We start from the raw sequence: 18,613 nt of genomic DNA on the forward strand, positions 1-18,613 counted from the left end.
TAGGGAAGAAGTCCAAAACCGTCGCGAACGCAATATCGAGCGAGGCTGAGAATCGTGAGGCGAATGTGGCATATTGGTTTCCATACAGTGGACCAATGAGCTTGCTGGCAGATTTAGTCATCAAGGGTTGATGGAAAGCTATGGAGGCCAGTTTCGGGATCAATCACCACATCCGGCAAGCCGCTCGACGAAACGGCCCAGCACTTCGATGCCTACGGCTACGTCGTCGCGCTCGACGCGTTCGTCCGGGTGATGACTCACGCCGCCCGGGTGCCTTAGGAATAGCATAGCAGTCGGGAAACGCTTTGCCATCATGACTGCGTCGTGCCCGGCACCGCTGGGGAGTTCGACTTTCGCGTAGCCGCTTTCCACAACTGCTTGGGACAAGAGCTCTTTCAACTGCGAACCCATGACAACGGCTGCCTCGGGTGTTTCTTCGAGCACCGAAAAAGTAGTACCGTCGGCCTGTCCAATCTTCTCGCCAAGGACGAGTAGCTCCTTAATCGCTTGCTCCCGCACTTCGTCCTCGGGGTGTCGCACATCGAGCGAAAGTTCGACGCTGCCGGGAATCACGTTGGGTGCGTTGGGTACGATTTGCAATTGACCAACCGTAGCGCGAAGCCCCTCGACGCGTTGGCCCAAGTCGCTGACCGTGCGAATGAATGCGGCGCTACTCACCAGCGCGTCGCGCCGTCCTTGCATGGGAGTGGTTCCCGCGTGGGCCGCTTCCCCGGTAAAGTTCAGTCGCAAACGTGTTTGGCCGGCAATGGCGCTGACCACCCCGACGGGTGAGCCGCAACTTTCCAGCACAGGTCCTTGTTCGAGGTGCGGCTCGATAAACCCGATAACTTCTTCGGGACTGTAGGCAGAATCCGACAAGCAGTCGGGCGCTAAGCCAAAGTCGACGATCGCTCTACTCAAAGTGGTGCCGTCGGCATCTTGTCGCTCTAGCCATTCCGCTTGGAACTCGCCCACCATCGCGCTGCTCCCCAGATACGGTTTGCTGAAGCGCACGCCCTCCTCTTCACTGAAGCCAACGACATCGATATGAAAAGGGAGCGGGGTATCGCCGAGCAGTTCGACCAACGCTAGACCCATGAGCACGCCCAGCACGCCATCGTAGCGACCGCCGCCGGGCACCGTATCGAGATGCGAACCGACGAGCAAGGCGCGGGGAACTGTGCTCTTGTTGTGGGTTGGGTTCTTGTTGGGGGCTGGGTTCTCGCTGGAAGATGCGCCATCTGTCGGTATGGTGCCCTCTCGACGGCCGATGAGGTTTCCTGCGTTGTCGATGCGTGTTGTGAGATTCGCGGTGCGCATCCAGCCCGAAAGGCGATCGTGCACGTCGTGCATCGGGGGCGAAAGATAACGCCGGGTGATGCACTCCGGGTCCTCTGAACATGCCGCTAGCTCATCGCACCGCGACATCACCACATCGGCAATTGCAACGGTGTTGGGGCTCATGGAAGGTTTCTCAAAGGTTGAAAATGCTGATGTGTCATGCCGAACTGAGACTTGCGGAACGAGCAGTACTACTAGGACGCAGGCCCTAGGGCGATTCAATCCGCTTGCGTCCCAGAAGACCAGCTCCGCCGCTCAGGCGACCGTCGGAATGACACCCGGTATGAACTTTCACTCCTGCTGGCGAATCGACCTGCTGCATTGACGCCCGCCGCGGGCTAACTTATCGTGATATTGGGCAAAAGGCGTCTGTTTTATGCTCTCTACCAGAATCAATCTCCCTCGCGTCGGCAAGGGGCGTCCTGCGATCCTGAGTAGGGGCGACCCAGGAAACTGCTTAACCAAAGCCGGTCGAGAGACTCTTCATGCGCGACCAACTCGTCTTCTATGTAAACGGCACCCGGCATGCAGTCAGCGGCGCAGCAGCTGGTCTTACGCTGAGTGACTATCTGCGCGAGAAATCTTCGCTCACAGGAACCAAGGTCGCTTGTGCCGAAGGTGATTGCGGTGCGTGTTCGGTCCTTGTTGGCAAGTCGAACCAAGCGCAAGACAAAATAGAGTACCAAGCCATCGATGCTTGCATTGCATTCGTTTATCAACTTGATCGACGACATGTGATCACCGTCGAGGGTTTGCATCGCGAAGACCAGCTCACCGAGGTACCTGGGCTCACCGCAGTCCAACAGGCCATGGTGGATTGCCACGGCAGCCAGTGCGGCTTCTGTACACCAGGCTTCGTGATGACGATGCATGGATTGGTCGAAGAACGTCAAAGCACCGAGCGAGCATGCGACTCTCACGACGAGAAGGGTGCAAACGAAGGAAAACTCACGGACGACGAACTGCGATTGGGACTCTCGGGAAACCTGTGCCGTTGCACTGGCTACTCCCAGATTCTTGATGCAGGACAGGCGTTCGATCCGACGACGGTGGAGAGCATTTCGCAGCGATACGACTCGGCTCCGCTGCTAGCTGATTTTAAGAAGCTCGCCGGCGAAGCGGTTCATGTGAATGCTCGCGCCACTGCGGAGGCTAACGGCGTGGCTCAAAATGGCGCACCGGCGGCAAAGTCAGCGCCGGAAATCTTCCTGCCTCAGACGTTAGAGCAGTTACTCGAGCGCAAGGCGAAGCGCCCGCAGGCGACGCTCGTGAGCGGTGCCACGGATTTGGGCGTGCAGCACAATCATGGAAAGATCGCACCGTCGGATATTATTTCCTTGCGTACGGTTGATGAGCTCGATCGCTTGGAGATCGTGGGCGATGAACTGGTCATTGGCGCGACGGTCACTTGGTCGCGTGTGGAAGCCTTTGTGAAAGATCGTATTCCCGAATACTACGAGGTGCTCAAGCGATTTGGTAGTCCGCAGATTCGCCACATGGGTACGCTGGTTGGGAACTTGGCGAACGCTTCGCCGATTGCCGACTCGATACCCTTTCACTATGTCGCCGGTTCGACGGTTGAGTTGGCTAGCACGCGCGGGAAGCGCGAAGTGCTGATCGAGGATTTCTATCTCGGCTACAAACAGCTAGACCTCAAGCCGGATGAGGTGATCGTTTCGATCCGCACACCGTTGCCCGCGGAGAGCACGCAACTGAAGCTGTACAAGAATTCCAAACGACGCGATCTGGATATCAGCGTCATGACGGCTGCATTTTGGTTAGAGCTAGATGGCCCGCTAGAAGAGGGTGCACTGATTCTCGAAGCACGCATTGCGACCGGTGGTGTGGGGCCGACGGTGGTTCGTTTGCCATTGGCAGAGGAGATGCTCGTGGGGAAACCGCTCACCGAGATAACGATGCGTGCCGCGGGCCAACAAGCACGAGAGGAAGTCACGCCGATTTCCGACGTGCGAGGAAGTGCGAACTATCGGCTGCAGTTGGTTGAGAATTTGTTCGTGAAGTGCTTTTTCGATTTGTCTGCGGGACAAGCTCAGCCGCAAGCGGGGATTGTGTAATGGCATCCGTTGGACCTTCTGCTGGCCCCTCCGTTGGAACCGCTTTGCCACACGATTCGGCAGTCGGGCATGTGACGGGCGCTGCGCGTTACATTGACGATATGCCGCGACTTGCTGGTGAACTGTCCGTAGAACTGGTTGGCACGCCAATTGCTGCGGGCACGCTTGAGTCGATCAACACCGAGGAAGCTCGCGCGCTACCAGGAGTCGTGTGTGTACTCACGCATAAGGATTTGCGCGGGCCGAATCACTTCGGGCCGATTTTCACGGACGAGCCTTTTCTTGTCGAGAAGGAGATTTCCTATCTCGGCCAGCCGACCGTGATCATTGCCGCTGAGACAGCTGAAGCGGCAAGCGAGGCACGCAAGCTCGTCAAGCTGGAATGCAAGCCGGCCACGCCACTCATCACGGTGGCCGACGCACGAGCAGCCAATTCGTTTCTTGCTAGCCCGTTGGTGATCGCCACCGGCAAGCAGGCAGAGCTGGAAGCGGCATTCAAAAAAGCGCCGCACACGCTCAGCGGGCAATTCCACTCGCAAGGGCAAGAGCAGTTTTACTTCGAGACGCAAGCCGCCCTGGCCGAACCGGGCGAAGGCGCGGACGTCAAGGTGACTTCCTCCACGCAGAACCCGACCGAAACACAAGCAGTGGTGGCAGAGGCACTTGGCGTAAAGTTCCATCAAGTCGTGTGCGAATGCCATCGCATGGGGGGCGGCTTTGGGGGGAAGGAAACGCAGTCTGCATTGACTGCGGTAGCTGTGTCGATGATCGCCCAGCGCACGCGACGCCCCGCGCGTCTGGTGCTGGAACGCGGCGACGACATGGAGATCACCGGCAAGCGCCACGCCTATGAAACCGACTATCGGATTGCGTTCAACGAGGAGGGGCGAATCCTGGCTGCAGAGTTTCAGTTCTACTCCAACGGTGGCGCGTTTTGCGATCTTTCGACCTCGGTCCTGGAACGTACGTTACTGCATGCGGACAACGCCTACTACATCCCTCACATGCGCGTGACTGGGCAAGTGTGCCGCACGAACCTGCCACCCAATACGGCATTCCGCGGCTTTGGCGGACCGCAGGGCATGGCAGTTATTGAGAACTGTCTGCAAGACATCGCCCGAGCTACAGGACGCGATGCTTATGACGTTCGCCGATTGAATCTCTATCGCGACTCCCAAGATAAGGAGACTCAGCCGAAACGTAACGTCACGCACTACGGGCAGATTGTGCGCAATCACGTCCTCAAGGAGACGTTCTATCAGCTCGTTGGTTCGGCCGATTACGAACGCCGTATGAAAACCGTTGAGAAGTTCAACAGCAGGAGCCGCACGCACGTGAAGGGCATCGCCTTGTCGCCGGTGAAGTTTGGGATTTCGTTCACTACGAAATTCCTCAACCAGGCGAACGCGCTGGTTAATGTTTATACCGACGGTACGATCCAAGTCTCAACCGGCGGCACGGAGATGGGGCAGGGGCTGAACACGAAGATTCGCCAGGTCGTCGCCGATGAGTTTGGTGTGTCGCCCGATCATGTACGAATGATGGTGACTTCCACGGAGAAGAATATCAACACCTCGCCGACCGCGGCCAGTGCGGGAACCGACTTGAACGGGGCGGCAGCACTCGATGCGTGTGCGAAAATTAAGGCGCGGATGTTCGACTACGCGGCGGAACTGTTTGGCCAAGCGGATCTTGGCTACACACCTTCGCCCGAACACATTCGCCTGGAAGAGGGTTGGGTCTTCGACAATCGCAACCCTGACCCTACTGCGCGGATTGAATTTGGTGAGTTCTGTGCCCAGGCACGTCGCGAGCGTGTGGACCTGGGTGCGCGTGGTTTCTACGCGACGCCGGGCGTCGATTTCAATCGAGAAACGGGCCGCGGCAATCCCTTTTTCTACTACACCACGGGCGCGGCCATTGCGGAAGTGACGATCGATCGTTTCACCGGCGAGCTGACGTTCGATCGGGCCGATTTGTTGATGGACGTAGGCAAAATGATCAACCCGGGCATCGATCGTGGGCAGGTGATCGGCGGCTTCATCCAAGGCGTCGGCTGGGTGACGAACGAGGACCTGCGCTATGACGAAACGGGCCGCCTGCTTTCCACGGGCCCGACGACTTACAAAATTCCTAACGTAACCGACCTGCCGCGCACGTTCAACGTAGACTTCATCGACAATCCCAAGCACACGATCAACGTGCGCAAGAGCAAAGCCGTCGGCGAACCTCCGCTCATGCTGGGGCTGTGCGTTTGGCTAGCAGCCAAGCACGCGCTGTCCCACATCGCCGACGAGGCGAGTGTCCCAGGGCCAGTCGAACTGTCGATTCCCGCGACGGCCGAGGAACTGCTCACGAGGATGACGACGTTGACCAAGAGTGCTGTTGAGTCTGCCACAACATGAGCGACCTCGACTTTCTGAATTGCTGCAAAGAACTGGCCGATGCGGGAACACCTTACGTGTTGGTCACGCTGATCGAGGCAATTGGATCAACCCCGCAGGACATTGGCGCGCGAATGCTTGTGACCAGCGGCGGAATTTCTGCCGGTACGGTTGGCGGCGGACGGGTCGAGGCGAAAGCGATTGCCGAAGCGCAAGCGATGCTCGACGGGGGAGTCGACCATCTCCTTCATGACTGGAGTCTGAAAGCCGACGTGGGCATGACCTGTGGTGGTCGCATGCGAATGTTCTTCCAAACCTTCGGCATGCCGAGCTGGCAGGTAATTATCTTCGGCGCGGGGCATGTCACCCAAGCGCTCACGCGGCAATTGCTGCACTTGCCGAGTTGCGGAGTGACATGCATCGACCCGCGCGCAGAATGGCTAGAGCAGCTTCCGGCAGGAATCGCAACTATCCAAACCGACGACCCACCAGCAGAAGTCGAGAGACTGCCTGACGATGCCTACGTCCTGTGCATGACCCGCGGCCACGCGAGCGACCTGCCAGTGTTGCAGCGCATTTTTCAATCGGGCCGCACGTTCCCGTTCCTCGGTGTGATTGGTAGCCGTGCGAAAGCCGCCGTGCTACGCAAGGAACTTGCCGAGACGGGTATTCCCGCGGAGCAAGCCCAGTTCCACTGCCCCGTGGGATTGCCGATCGGCTCGAATCACCCGGGGGAGATCGCGGTGAGTATCGCGGCGCAGTTGTTGGAAGTGCGTGGATCTACCTAGAAAGTTTCGTTAGCCGACGAGCTTGCTCGCCGCGCGGTTCGGGAATTCATTCACGCACCGCATCTCCAAAAGAGCTCCCCAAAGTGAGATAGTTCAACTAGGAATTCTCTTGCCCAAGGCAGACATCACGGCGAGCAAGCTCGTCGGCTAACGACTCTCCACATAATGGCCAACCACTCGCGCAATTGGTTCTCTTGAACAACACTCCCGGCACTCATCACCTCGCGATCGGCACCGAATGTTGCGAAAAGTTCGAAGCGATACGCAAAGTGCTCAGCGACCGTGAGTGCTTGCTGGCACGGAGTGAATTGGGCTTTTCTCGCATCAACGTTGAGCATCAACTCATAGTGCCACCGGCTCAGGGTTTGGCGATGCTACGTTTCCTGCGCATTCTTTAGGTACCCCTCGAACGAGTTGTAGTATATTGGTGGTTGCCGGCCACTTGTGAGGGTTCGACGAGTCGGAGAGATGTAGTATCAGCTTGTACTATTGAGGGCAAAGCGATGAAGTCAATCTTACCATTGAGTCAGACCGTCCGAGCGGGTGTTGCAGTCGTGTCTCTGTTGCTCGCTCATGGACAAGAAGCCGATGCTGCGTTTACCGAACACGGAGCCACGGTACTTGGCGGGGCAAATTTTAATTCTCGCAGCGCTTCGCTGGCCGATATCGACAACGATGGCGATCTCGACGTCATGTTTCAGGGAGTTCCCGGCGCTCAGCAACTCTTTCGCAACAACATCATCGGCAGCGGATCGCTTTCGTTTACCAACATCTCCAACGCATTGCCCGCTGGTTTGGGGTCCTCCTGGAGCGCCGCCTGGGGCGACTACGACGGCGACGGCAACATGGATGTCTTCGTTGGTCAATCCAATCCTAGTAACGATACGGGTGATGTACTGCGCGGCGACGGCTTGGGAGGCTTCACAAACACGAGCGTCGCCGTTGGGTTAGACGATCCCGGCTTCCACCAAAATATTGCCTGGGTCGATATCGATAACGACCGCGACCTGGACCTGATCTTTGGTATGGAAGGTCCCGAGAAGCATGAAATCTACTTGCAAGGCTCAGGAGGTTCGTTCACGCCGGTTGGTGCTGCGGTCGGATTTCAAGAACCGTTCGGAGCTAAAGGCTATGGCATGGCCGTTGGAGATACGGATGGCGATGGAGATCTCGACATTTATATTTCAACCTGCATTTTTGGCGGCAACATCCGCAATAACTTCTATGAGAATCAGCTGGCACAAACCGGCTCGTTGAGCTTCATCGATATTGCCGACGGCAATGGCACACAGTATTTGGAAAATAGCTACGGCTCGGAGTTCTACGACTTCGACGACGATGGCGACCTCGATCTGTTCATGGTCGGGGCCGATGCCCAAGACAGCAAGATTTTTCGCAACGATGGCAGTAACCAGTTTACGGACGTAGACAGCCTCACGGGGCATCCCCTGCTGAGCGATAACGGCGGCGACCTCAACGGCGGCAAAGCGATCGATTACGACAACGACGGCGACCTCGATCTGTTCTTCCACGATCACCGGCCTGGCTCAGGTAGGGACGTGGCACGCAAGCTCTATCGCAACGACGGCAACTGGAGTTTTACCGATGTCACGATTCTCGAAGGTCTCAACGAAGCGAATGAAGGGGCGTACGACAGCACTTGGGCGGACATTGACATGGATGGCGATCAAGATCTCATTGCGCCCACTGACGGCGGCTCCAGCGAACGCGTTTACCTCAGTGATGCATCGACCAACGACAATCACTGGCTCGCGATCAACTTGTCTGGCCCGTCGGACAACACGAGCGGCATCGGAGCAGTCGTTTACGCGACCCTCGACGAAGGCACACCGGAGCAACGCACGCTACGCCGTGAGGCGAACACCAATGCAGGCACGTTCAACCAAAGCGATGTGCCGGTACACTTTGGCTTGGGTGACGAGACACTCATCGACGAGTTGAAGATCGCGTGGCCCGACGGGACCGTGCAGATCATAAACGACGTGACCGTGGATCAATTCCTCGACGTCAAGACGCCCGGCGATTTTGATGGCGACCACCAAGTCGACCTCGACGATCTGGCCCAGTGGCAAGCCGACTATGGAATCGGCCCCGGCAGCGACTCCAACCTCGACGGCTTGAGCAATGGCTTCGACCTGCTCGCTTGGCAGCAGCAATTCGGCAACGGTGTGAAACCTCCGACGGCTACGCAAGTTGTGCCTGAGCCTTCGATCGCAATACTTCTGCTGCTATTGGCCGCGGCAGCGGTGGCCTGCGGTAGGCGAAACTTGGCAGATAACTTTTCTTAGCCGTCGCCCTTGCTGGCCGCGCGGGTTGAGTTCTTGCAATCGACTTGACAACTGGCTTACGCATGAACAAGAAACTTAGCAGGAGAAGAGCACGACTTCAAAAGGCGAGCATTTTCCTAATCTGCGTCGTTGTATTTATTGGTGTGCCTATGTGCATTCGGAATTATGTGAGGACAGGGGACGCCTATAGCCTTGTCAATCTCGCAGCTGTGTTGGCAGCTGCTATCGTTTTGTGTGTCAGGGCTTTTCGTCGTCAATAGCAGGCTTTGGCTGTTCTCTACTTTAGATATCGCGGCAGCAAGCCCGTCGGCTAACTTCTCGCTCCACCACAGCATGCCTTTTCATGCAACGGGCTCGTTCGAGCAACACGCCTGGCAAGCATCTGCTAGGCACCACACCGATGCTCCCAGTAGTACAAAGTCTTTCAAGACGAACTGCCCCGGGGCGACCGATAGTGCAGGGAAGCCGCCGAGGGATTCTTCCCAGATGCCGGGCGTGGTGAGTAGGAAGCTGAGTGTGGTGAGGAACATGCCGATGGCGAGTAGGCTTCCCAGGGCGGCCGCTCGCGCGGAGAAGGGGCGGAGGGCGAGCAGCAACGCGATTATGATTTCGACGACCCCGAGGGCGGTCGAAAATCCGCGCACGCTCATCACAGAATACGCCCAACTCATCAGTGGGCTGTTCTTCACGAAGCCGGAGATTCCTTCCGCTTCGTACTGGGTGAATTTCATGCCGCCGATCCAAAGGACGACAATCGCCAGGCCATAGAAGGTAAGATAGCGGCCGAGGTTTTAGAGCTTGCTGAGTCTTGCGCTGTTACAGAATTGATTGGTAGTTTCGAGATTATTCATGGGGTAAACTCACTGATGAGGGGGTTGGTTCTATTGCTAGGCTCGCCTTCTCGAGCGAGTCCCGTAGTAGATTAGACTCCTGGTGTGATACGACTCTTACTTTGAAAAACGGATTCTTTCTCTCGATACTTGGTAATACCTGCCTCAGAAACCGCGTCAGAAGGAAGTAGCCGGCACGACGACCATGAAACTTGCCAACCAGCAGTGGATTGCACGACTTCGAGAGGAAGGTCCGCAGTGTGATGCTGCGTTGGCAGAGCTACGACAACTGTTGTTGCGTCGATTGCAGAATACGTTTCGGGCGCGCCCTGACTTGACTGGCAATTTCGCCGAGGACATGGCGCAGGAGGCGCTCCTCAAGATATTGAAGAGCCTCGATACCTTTGAAGGACGTAGCCAGTTTACTACGTGGGCAACCACGATTGCCATTCGCACGGCCTACTCTGAGCTACGCAAACGGCAGTGGAAAGATGTGTCGTTGGAGCAGGTAGTCGCCGATGCCGGATCGCTAGAGCCTACTAGTGAAGATCAAGCGTTACCGGAATTCGAAAGCGACCGCGCCGAGTTGGTTGATGCCATGCACGACGCGATCCGTAACGATCTGACGGCGAAGCAACAGGAGGTCCTGCTGGCAGAGCTTGCTGGCGTGCCCTTGGAGGAGATCGCTCGTCGCACGGACAGCAATCGTAATGCGATCTACAAATTAACCCACGACGCCAGGAAGCGACTGAAGCGGTCACTGGAAGAACGCGGATTTTCCGCTGAAGATTGGCAGGCGGCGAGAACCTAGCTTATGGCACTATCACGCAAACAACTTGATACTCTGCTCGGCATGTTATCGCTCACTCGACCGGACGAGATTGCGTGCGATGAGTGCACGGAGAAACTCTCCCAGTTCGCAGAGAACAGCCTTGCCGGCAAGACGGTGCCCGAGGGCCTGGAAGCGGTCGAGCATCACCTGGCCATTTGCACCGAATGTTGCGAAGAATTTGAAGCGCTGATGCATGTGCTGCGCGATAGCCAATAGTGGTGCCCTGCCCTGTCGTGTTTTTGTGGGTGGAACCGTACCAAGGATCAGAATCCGTCAGCGCAAACACAGCCAGTAGGGGCGTAGGCTAGGGGCTTAAGGTGTTTCGCTCCGAGGCGAGTTATCCACTACAATTGATTCCTCATCTCCTGAAGCCTCAGGTAGGGTAGGCTTTATTACATAGGTTTCTGTCAAACTACTAGTAGCCCGAAAACGCCATGAAGATCCTTATTCCTGTACTTCTCTTGCTGCATGCTTCGTTACCTGCCCAGGAGGTAGAGGGCGAAGCGGGTGTTCGACGTACGGTGAACGCGTGGGTTGAGTCGTTTAATAAGAACGACCCGCAGGTAATCTCGGGATTCTACGAAGTTGATGAAACGGTGGAGATGCTAGCCTCAAATGGACTGTCATTGAGGGGCCACAAGGAAATCTCTGACTCGTATGTGCGCGACATGAAAGCGGTCAAATTCTACAACTCAAAATCTCAAAAGATGAGAATTCGAGTCTTCGACAAGACTGCTCTTGTCTCGTTCATACACCGATTCAAGTACGAGATACTTGGAGATGGCACCCATTGTGAAGTCCACATCCGCACCACGACTACCTTACGTCAGACGAAAGACGGTTGGCGGATCGTGATGGAGCATTCTTCAGCCATTCAAGGAATCGAGCGCGTGAAGGTCATTGCGAAATAACAAGTTGCCAGGCCATGCGACAACTGCTTGCCATGCGACGTTCTGGTTGAGGGGTCCTATCGCTCGAAGAACGAAAGCGAAATCCGGTCGCCTCCCCCAATAGATAGTGGATAGCACCGACACTTCATCCGTCGGTGGCGTTGCCCGCTCGCCAGGATTGCTCGGATAAGTGTCGGTGTGCGGAGCACAAGAGGCCAGCCGGTTCTGCATCTCGAGCGCCTCTTGTCTTCGACACCGACACTCGGCCTGTCGTGCGAACACGCCAAATCACCCTCTTGAGGCTGGAGTGTCGGTGCTACCCGCTCGATGATCTGGGCGACTTCGCGCCCAGTTTATTTGTCGTGAAAACGAATATTTCTATGATAACCAGCATTCAATAGAAGACACCGTTAGTAGAGCAAGAATTCTTATCGGGATGTTCTTATGAGGACGACTTCGTCTAAGGGGGAATTGCTCTACTCAGCCAGGATGGCCGAGCTACTCCGCCAAATCAACTCGCACCAACTCCTCGTCATTTCGCGCGAACACGCTTTTCATCGCAAACGCGGGGTGCGACCAAATGGTCATGCGACGTTGCACCTTGCGGGTGGGCTTGATGAGGTGCGCGCGGGCGATTTCCTCGTAACCGGCGCCGGTCAGGCGGGCTTGGATGAGCTCGCCCTGCTCGTTGGCGAGGTACACGCGCTCGCCGCTCATCTTGCCGTGCGGAATGAGGAAGGCATTCCACCAGCGGCCCTTGCCGGTTGCCTTGAGGGTTTCCCACACTTGCTCGCCGGTGTCGGTGCGCACGCAGCGGAGTTGGCCATAACTGCTCATGCCGTAGATGAACTTCTCCGTGACGATCGAGGTTGGCATGATCGAGTGCAGGCTATTGTTCTTCAGATCGTTATTGCTGGGGTCAGTACGCCAGAGTTCCTTGGGTGTGAGGCCATTCTCTCCCAGGTCGAGCATCAACGGGCCTTCGTAAAAAGCAGTGAGGAACAGGCGATTACCCAGCTTTCTTGGCGTGGGAACGCATAGGGCGTAACGCACGGGGAACGGGTGCTGCCAGAGAAGTGCGCCGGTGGCCGGATCGAGCGACGACACATGCGATGCGTGCCAGATGATCAGTTGCCGGCGGCCGCCGAACTCCAGGATTACCGGCGCACAGTAGCCGACATCCGGATCGTCGAGGGCGCGCCAAAGTTCCTCACCAGTGTGTTTGTTGAAGCTCACGACCAGCGCGCCGTCTGCACCGCCGACGAGCACAATCAGCTGGTCCCCGTCCACCAGCGGAGCCCCAGCCATGCCCCACGTGGGTAGCTTGGTGCCGTAGTCCTCGACGCAGTGTTTTCCCCAAACGATATCCCCCGATTTGACATCGAAGCAAAATAGATGCCCGACCGCGCCGAGCGTGTACACGCGGTTGCCATCCACGGTGGGCGTAGCACGCGGACCGGCGGGGTAGCTGATCGAGTAGGGAGCGTCGTACTTGTGCGACCACAGTGGGTCGCCAGTGGAAGCATCGAAGGCGTGAACACGTTCGAGGTTTTCCTTCGCTAAGCGATCCGTCACGAAAACCCGCCCGTCTGCGACGGCAGGTCCTGCGTACCCTTCGGCAATCGGTGCGGACCAAACTCGCGGAAGCTCCGCGGGGAGTTTTTCTACGATGCCTGTCTCACGCCAAACGATATCACGCTGCGGGCCGCCCCATTGGGGCCAATCTTCAGCGTCGGCAGTGGATACGACTAAGAAGCTGAGAAGCAAAATCAACGCTGATAATTTGCGGTCCATCATCGTCTCTTTCGTTACTGAAAGGGGAGCACCATCTGGATGCAACGCTTCCCAATCGAGCGAATCACGACGTTATTACGATATGCATTCGTCCCGTCTTACAGCACAGACTCTGCTACCGCACAGGCTCTGCCACCGACGCAGCGGGGGCACCCGTGTTGCTGCGTTCGGCACTGGCGACTGCTTTGGCGGCGTCGGAGCGTTCTTTCCAAACCTTCTCGATGATCTCTGCACCGACCAAACCGTAGAGGCGCGGGCGAGGTGGGATGAGGCTGGTGTCGACTTCTTCGTAGGAAAGTTGTGGCTCGCCGTCAGCGTCGAGTGTGGCGATGGTGCTCTTGAGCCACTTGCGATTCTTTTCCTCGAACTTGTCGCACCACTGTTCCGCTTCGCGTTGGCGAGCGGCCGGGTCGGTGGCCTTGATGCCGGGCGCGGCGAACTCTGGTTTGAAGTGAGCGCCGCGGCATTCGTCGCGAGCGAGTGCTCCCTTGAGCAGTGACTTGGCCAGCGGGAACATGTCGCGGAGCGATTTGGTGAACACCACGTTTTGGTTGGTCCAGTTTCCGGTGTCTGAGAGCGAGCAGTTTTCTACACGCTCGCACAGCTCGTTAATCTGGCTGAGTGCGTTGCGCAGCTGGCCGTTATCGCGCACTACGGTGGCGGCCTTCGTCATGGCGTCGCCGAGCTGCTGATGAAGCACATAAGGATTCTCGCGGCCCCCTTCGCTAGTGAGCAGCTTATCGTGCTCCATTTGCTTGACGGCACGCTGGCCGCGGAGGAGTTGGTCGTATTTTTCATCGCTGGCGGAATCGTTGAGTGAACCAAGCAGGTTCTCAATGCCCGGCGCGGCGAACAGGCCGCTAAAAATGCAGGAGAGTAGCGAGTTCGCGCCTAGGCGATTCGCTCCGTGGTAGCCGTAGTCGCATTCTCCGATGGCATACAGTCCAGGGATGTTGGTCTGTTGGTTGCGTGGCGATCCCGGCACGAGTCCGCCGGCGGCGGTGCGTTCGTAGTCGGCCCATAGGCCGCCCATCGAGTAATGCACTGCAGGGAAGATTTTCATGGGGACGTCGCGCGGATTGACGCCTTGGAACTTCTCGTAGATGCTGAGGATGCCGCCCAGTTTGCGATCCAGCTCGGCCCGCGAAATGTGCGTGAGATCGAGGTACACGGCTTGGCGATCGGCATCGACGCTGAGGCCTTCATTCACGCACACGTTGAAGATTTCGCGCGTGGCGATATCGCGGGGCACGAGGTTGCCGTACTCTGGGTAGCGTTCTTCGAGGAAGTAGTAACGCTCTGCGGAGGGAATGTCTGCGGCGGCGCGGCTGTCGTGCGGTTTGCGCGGCACCCATACACGGCCTCCTTCGCCACGGGCCGACTCGCTCATCAGACGGCACTTGTCCGCACCGGGAATGGCGGTGGGGTGAACTTGGATGAACTCTGCATTGGCGTACTTCGCACCGGCTTGGAATGCGCGACTCGCAGCGGCACCGGTGCAGGCCATACTCATGGTGCTGCGTCCATAGATGAGCCCGCACCCACCGACACCCATCGCTACGGCGTCGGCAGCGAAGGAGCGGATTTCCATGGTGACCAGGTTTTGGGCAACGGCACCGCGGCAACGACCATTTTCGTCGAGAACCGGGCCGAGGAAGTCCCAGCCTTCATACTTGGTGACCATCCCCTTGGCTTCCCAGCGGCGCACTTGCTCGTCGAGGGCGTACAGCAACTGTTGGCCAGTTGTTGCGCCGGCGAAGGCGGTGCGTTTGAATAACGTACCGCCGAAACGACGTTGATCACGAAAGCCTTCTTGTGTGCGATTGAACGGCACGCCAAGTCGATCCATCAGATCGATGATGCGCGGTGCCCAGTCGGTCATTTCCTTAACGGGCGGCTGGTGCTGGAGAAAGTCGCCACCGTAGACGGTATCGTCGAGATGCAGCCACTCGCTGTCGCCGAGTTGGCGCGTGCTATCGTTGACGCTGTTGATTCCGCCCTGGGCGCAAACGCTATGCGAGCGCTTGACCGGCGTGAGGCTCATCAAGTCGACCGGAATACCTGCCTCTGCCAGCTTCATGGAGGCGGCAAGGCCGGCAAGGCCGCCACCGACGATTAGGACTCTCTGATCAGCCATCGTGAATCATTCCTCACAGCTTTGGTCTCTCTTAACGGCGCTCAGGCGCAGAGTAAGAGTCTTTTGTTTGTGGTTAATCATGCGAACAGGACCGGCTTGGCTGCTTTGCGACTTGGCGCCTTTGCGAGCACTGTACGACTCGGTACTCACTGAGATGCATCTTCCGAATCGGCCTGGGAGGCTTCGTCTTCAGTAGTTGCTTCCTCGTGTTTCCGAAATTTATGCTCATTCGGTTCGAGCTCGCGGGCTTCTACTTTCGCGTCGTACATTTCTTCTTCCATCGCTCGAACTTCTTCGAGCTTCTCTGGAGTGTCGGTCGCGCCGCGAATGCCAAACAGGGCCACGACACTTACCGCTGCCAGCCCTAAGCCAAGGGCTGTGCAAACTTTCAGGGCACGGGCTTGACCCTTCTCGCTGGTCCAAATTCCCCAAGTAATGCCCATCGTCCACAGGCCATTAGCTAGATGGAAGACGCAGGACAGCACACCGAGGAGGTAGAGTCCCACAAGTACGATGCTTTGCAGTGCCTCACTGGCGGTACTAGTGGCGGAGTAAGGTTTGAACTGCCCGCCGCCGAGCGGTTCGACCACATTCTTCACCCACGACTCCTCGTGGAACCAACCGTGCATGTGAAACACGTGTAACATAATAAACACAAAGGCAATCATGCCGGTGGCACGCTGCAGCGTGTAACGCACGTTCGAGCCGTAGCGATACTGCGTTGAGTTGGGCATGCCTCCGCCGATGATGACGAAGCCAATGGCCGCATGGAACAGAATGGGGATGAAGATGAATACCCATTCGACCAGCGGTAGCAAGTTGCCAAGGGAGTGGATTTTGTAGACGTTACCTTGGAAAGTGCTTGCGCCGTTGACCACGCTAGCATTGGTGATCAGGTGGACGACCATATAGGCGCCCACGGGGATCAGTCCGCTGAGCGAGTGCAGGCGGCGGATCAAGAAATCGTGGCGGGCGAGAAACGAATGCTGCTGGTCTGAGGGCTGGGTCTGGTCCACGACGGGCGATCCTGCGGGGGGAATTAAGGGATTGGCCGCAGGCTGATTTGCGGCGCGCTCCTAGTATAAGGTGTGTCGGGGGGGTGACAACCGGCGCGGGGTGGGGGCTAGCGACTTGAGAAGGTTCGACTCGCACGACGGCAGCAGATACTTCTTGGCCGGCATCGCCCTCCAAATCCACAGTGGTCCGGAGGGTGAGACTTGGTACAAGGGGGTCGAGATTACCGAGTTGCCTAAGTCGGCGAGGGAAACATCAGAATAATTCAACAGGCGGCAGAACCTAAATGGCAGGCTACTTGTTGTGAAGCCGACAAAGGTGGCAGCGACTTCGATCGATTGATGCCCCTTTGATTTGCGAATCGCTAAAATACTCGACGTTGTCGCCTATGCCATTGGTCTTGGGTTGAGAGCTACGGTACTTCAGGCCAACCTGTTTGCCATCCTTGACGACCCATTCCAAGAAGATTACGCTGTGGCCCGATTTTTTTCGCCAAAACTGTACGAAGTCTCCGGGCTGAGCCTCTTCTGCTTTCACGGCCTTTCCGATGCCTAGTTTCTTGAGGGCGAATACGCATTGAGTCTCGCGACTCTCCTTTGTCGTGCCGTACCAGTCTTTTTGCAGCTTACGGACTGATTCTACAGAAGCCTCACGAAGTAGTCCTCGATCGGTTGCGACCTTCATGGCCACCGTGAATGTAAATCCGCAGCAATAGGTTCGCTCACCTTTGCTAAGAATCTTCTGGCCCTTGAATCGCACTTCTTCTGGCGTCCCACTCCAGGGCAATCGCATCTAAATGACCGAATACATCGATCTCTGCGTAGAAGTCATTTCAGCGGTTGGGTCGGAATCTAACCGCCGATAGCATTTCTAGCACGGAGGTCGACGTATGGCGATTACAAAATCCCCTGTCATTCTTACACACTTCGAGGAACTTACCGATCCTCGCATGGAACGGACCAAGCGACATCGGCTCAGCGACATCGTGGCTATCGCCTTGTGCGGCGCAATCTGTGGAGCCGACTCGTGGGCCGATGTCGAGCGATTTGGCAACGAGAAGATCGACTGGTTCCGCACCTGGTTGCCTCTGGAGCATGGCATTCCCTCGCACGACACGTTGGGTCGCGTATTCTCGCTGCTGGACACCAAAGAATTCTACCACTGCCTAGCGAACTGGGTTGCCAGCCTGCAACTCGATCTGCAAGGCCAGACCGTGGCTATCGACGGCAAGACACTTCGCCGGTCTTTCGACCAAGCGTCCGGCACAGGAGCCTTGCACCTGGTCAACGCGTGGGCCAGTGATCTTCATCTCTCGCTCGGACAACTCGCGACGGAGCAAAAGTCCAATGAAATCACTGCCGTACCACGGCTTTTGGAGATACTGGCCATCGAAGGGGCAGTCGTCACGCTCGACGCGATGCATTGCCAGAAGCAAACTGCTGAGAAGATTCGCCTAGCGGGTGCTGATTACGTTTTGCAAGTGAAAGGCAATCAAAAAAAGATGCATGAGCAACTGCTCCAGTTGTTCATTGACTACGGCGATCAGGATTATCGTGGCGTGCGTCGGCATGTCACGGTGGAGAAGAATCACGGCCGCGATGAGCGTCGCGAGTATTACGTCGCTCCCGCGCCCCCAAAACTGTCTGAGCAGTGGCGTGACCTTCGCTCGGTTGGCATGGTTTTTCGCTATCGTAAATCGGGAGAGAAGCTGAGCGAAGAGACTTCCTTTTTCATCAGCAGCCTGCCCCCCAAGGTCAGGTCCCTAGCAGGACATGTTCGTAACCATTGGAGCGTGGAGAACTCACTGCATTGGTCGCTGGATGTAACTTTTTCAGAAGATCAAAGCCGTCTTCGGAAAGGCAACGGCCAAGAAATCGCTGCCGGAATGCGTCGCTTGGCGCTCTCCATTCTCAAGCGAGACACTACGCTCAAAGAAAGCCTGCGCGGTAAACGACTCCGCGCAGGTTGGAATAACCAAACACTGCAAGCCATTCTCACGAGTATTCAAGCGTAATTAGATGCGATTGCCCTGCGTCCCACTCCCCTTCCAGTTTTTGTTGTAGCCCCCGCCGTCTTTGTAGGAACGCGCTGTTTTTAGTACGTCTAAATTTTCAGACTCGGAATCCGATGGATTCACTACGAAGCCCAAGCCCATCGTTGTTGTGATTGCGAGCGACAAGGCAAGCTTGCTGACCATCTGATTCACTCCGATACAGGAC

Annotated in this window: 15 protein-coding genes and 1 pseudogene; 9 read left to right on the forward strand and 7 right to left on the reverse strand. The window is 56.9% G+C overall.

All coding sequences use genetic code 11. The features are described from left to right. Window positions 1-159: 159 nt before the first annotated feature. Complete coding sequence (locus HG15A2_RS01760; protein ID WP_145057231.1) at window positions 160-1,464, reverse strand: Zn-dependent hydrolase; 1,305 nt, start codon at window positions 1,462-1,464, stop codon at window positions 160-162. Window positions 1,465-1,826: 362 nt separating this feature from the next. Here HG15A2_RS01760 and HG15A2_RS01765 point away from each other — a divergent pair, with 362 nt between their 5' ends. From HG15A2_RS01765 to HG15A2_RS01785, 5 genes are all read left to right on the forward strand, one after another. Next, window positions 1,827-3,416 carry a xanthine dehydrogenase small subunit gene (locus tag HG15A2_RS01765; protein WP_145057233.1) on the forward strand — a complete coding sequence of 530 codons (1,590 nt, stop codon included), beginning with the start codon at window positions 1,827-1,829 and terminating at the stop codon, window positions 3,414-3,416. After that, a complete protein-coding gene (gene xdhB, locus HG15A2_RS01770) occupies window positions 3,416-5,821 on the forward strand; it encodes a xanthine dehydrogenase molybdopterin binding subunit (protein WP_145057235.1) in 2,406 nt (801 codons plus the stop codon). Before HG15A2_RS01765 ends, xdhB begins: the two co-directional genes overlap by 1 nt. Beyond that, window positions 5,818-6,588: a xanthine dehydrogenase accessory protein XdhC gene (xdhC, locus tag HG15A2_RS01775; RefSeq protein WP_145057237.1), complete on the forward strand. Its 771-nt coding sequence runs from the start codon at window positions 5,818-5,820 to the stop codon at window positions 6,586-6,588. Before xdhB ends, xdhC begins: the two co-directional genes overlap by 4 nt. Window positions 6,589-6,782: 194 nt before the next feature. After that, complete coding sequence (locus HG15A2_RS01780; RefSeq protein ID WP_145057239.1) at window positions 6,783-6,986, forward strand: hypothetical protein; 204 nt, start codon at window positions 6,783-6,785, stop codon at window positions 6,984-6,986. A gap of 105 nt (window positions 6,987-7,091) precedes the next feature. Continuing rightward, complete coding sequence (locus HG15A2_RS01785) at window positions 7,092-8,897, forward strand: CRTAC1 family protein (protein ID WP_145057241.1); 1,806 nt, start codon at window positions 7,092-7,094, stop codon at window positions 8,895-8,897. A gap of 341 nt (window positions 8,898-9,238) precedes the next feature. Here the strand turns inward: HG15A2_RS01785 and HG15A2_RS01790 are convergent. After that, window positions 9,239-9,673: pseudogene (locus HG15A2_RS01790) on the reverse strand (YkgB family protein); the annotation flags it as partial. 259 nt (window positions 9,674-9,932) lie between these two features. Between HG15A2_RS01790 and HG15A2_RS01795 the strand changes: the two are divergent. From HG15A2_RS01795 to HG15A2_RS01805, 3 genes are all read left to right on the forward strand, one after another. Then, window positions 9,933-10,538: an RNA polymerase sigma factor gene (locus HG15A2_RS01795; protein WP_145057245.1), complete on the forward strand. Its 606-nt coding sequence runs from the start codon at window positions 9,933-9,935 to the stop codon at window positions 10,536-10,538. 3 nt (window positions 10,539-10,541) lie between these two features. Beyond that, window positions 10,542-10,775: a hypothetical protein gene (locus tag HG15A2_RS01800; protein WP_145057247.1), complete on the forward strand. Its 234-nt coding sequence runs from the start codon at window positions 10,542-10,544 to the stop codon at window positions 10,773-10,775. Window positions 10,776-10,993: 218 nt separating this feature from the next. After that, a complete protein-coding gene (locus tag HG15A2_RS01805; protein ID WP_145057249.1) occupies window positions 10,994-11,470 on the forward strand; it encodes a YybH family protein in 477 nt (158 codons plus the stop codon). 477 nt (window positions 11,471-11,947) lie between these two features. Here HG15A2_RS01805 and HG15A2_RS01810 read toward each other — a convergent pair whose 3' ends face one another. The 4 genes from HG15A2_RS01810 to HG15A2_RS01825 form a co-directional block, all read right to left on the reverse strand. Then, on the reverse strand, window positions 11,948-13,246 hold the full coding sequence (locus HG15A2_RS01810) for a PQQ-binding-like beta-propeller repeat protein (RefSeq protein WP_218932264.1): 1,299 nt from the start codon (window positions 13,244-13,246) through the stop codon (window positions 11,948-11,950). Between the two features lie 112 nt (window positions 13,247-13,358). Next, window positions 13,359-15,380 carry a succinate dehydrogenase flavoprotein subunit gene (sdhA, locus tag HG15A2_RS01815; RefSeq protein WP_145057253.1) on the reverse strand — a complete coding sequence of 674 codons (2,022 nt, stop codon included), beginning with the start codon at window positions 15,378-15,380 and terminating at the stop codon, window positions 13,359-13,361. 146 nt (window positions 15,381-15,526) lie between these two features. Beyond that, window positions 15,527-16,396 carry a succinate dehydrogenase cytochrome b558 subunit gene (locus HG15A2_RS01820; protein ID WP_145057255.1) on the reverse strand — a complete coding sequence of 290 codons (870 nt, stop codon included), beginning with the start codon at window positions 16,394-16,396 and terminating at the stop codon, window positions 15,527-15,529. Between the two features lie 292 nt (window positions 16,397-16,688). Then, window positions 16,689-17,186: a hypothetical protein gene (locus HG15A2_RS01825; protein WP_145057257.1), complete on the reverse strand. Its 498-nt coding sequence runs from the start codon at window positions 17,184-17,186 to the stop codon at window positions 16,689-16,691. Window positions 17,187-17,283: 97 nt separating this feature from the next. Between HG15A2_RS01825 and HG15A2_RS01830 the strand changes: the two genes are divergently transcribed. Further along, window positions 17,284-18,408, forward strand: coding sequence for an ISAs1 family transposase (locus tag HG15A2_RS01830; protein ID WP_145057260.1), 1,125 nt, complete (start codon window positions 17,284-17,286; stop codon window positions 18,406-18,408). On the opposite strand, the gene HG15A2_RS01835 is transcribed toward HG15A2_RS01830, so the two are convergent. Continuing rightward, the gene (locus HG15A2_RS01835; protein WP_145057262.1) at window positions 18,409-18,591 is read right to left on the reverse strand and encodes a hypothetical protein; all 183 of its coding nucleotides are present in this window, start codon (window positions 18,589-18,591) and stop codon (window positions 18,409-18,411) included. Window positions 18,592-18,613: the final 22 nt, after the last annotated feature.

It is taken from the genome of Adhaeretor mobilis (assembly GCF_007741515.1).
In the GTDB taxonomy this organism is placed as follows: Bacteria; Planctomycetota; Planctomycetia; order Pirellulales; family Lacipirellulaceae; genus Adhaeretor; species Adhaeretor mobilis.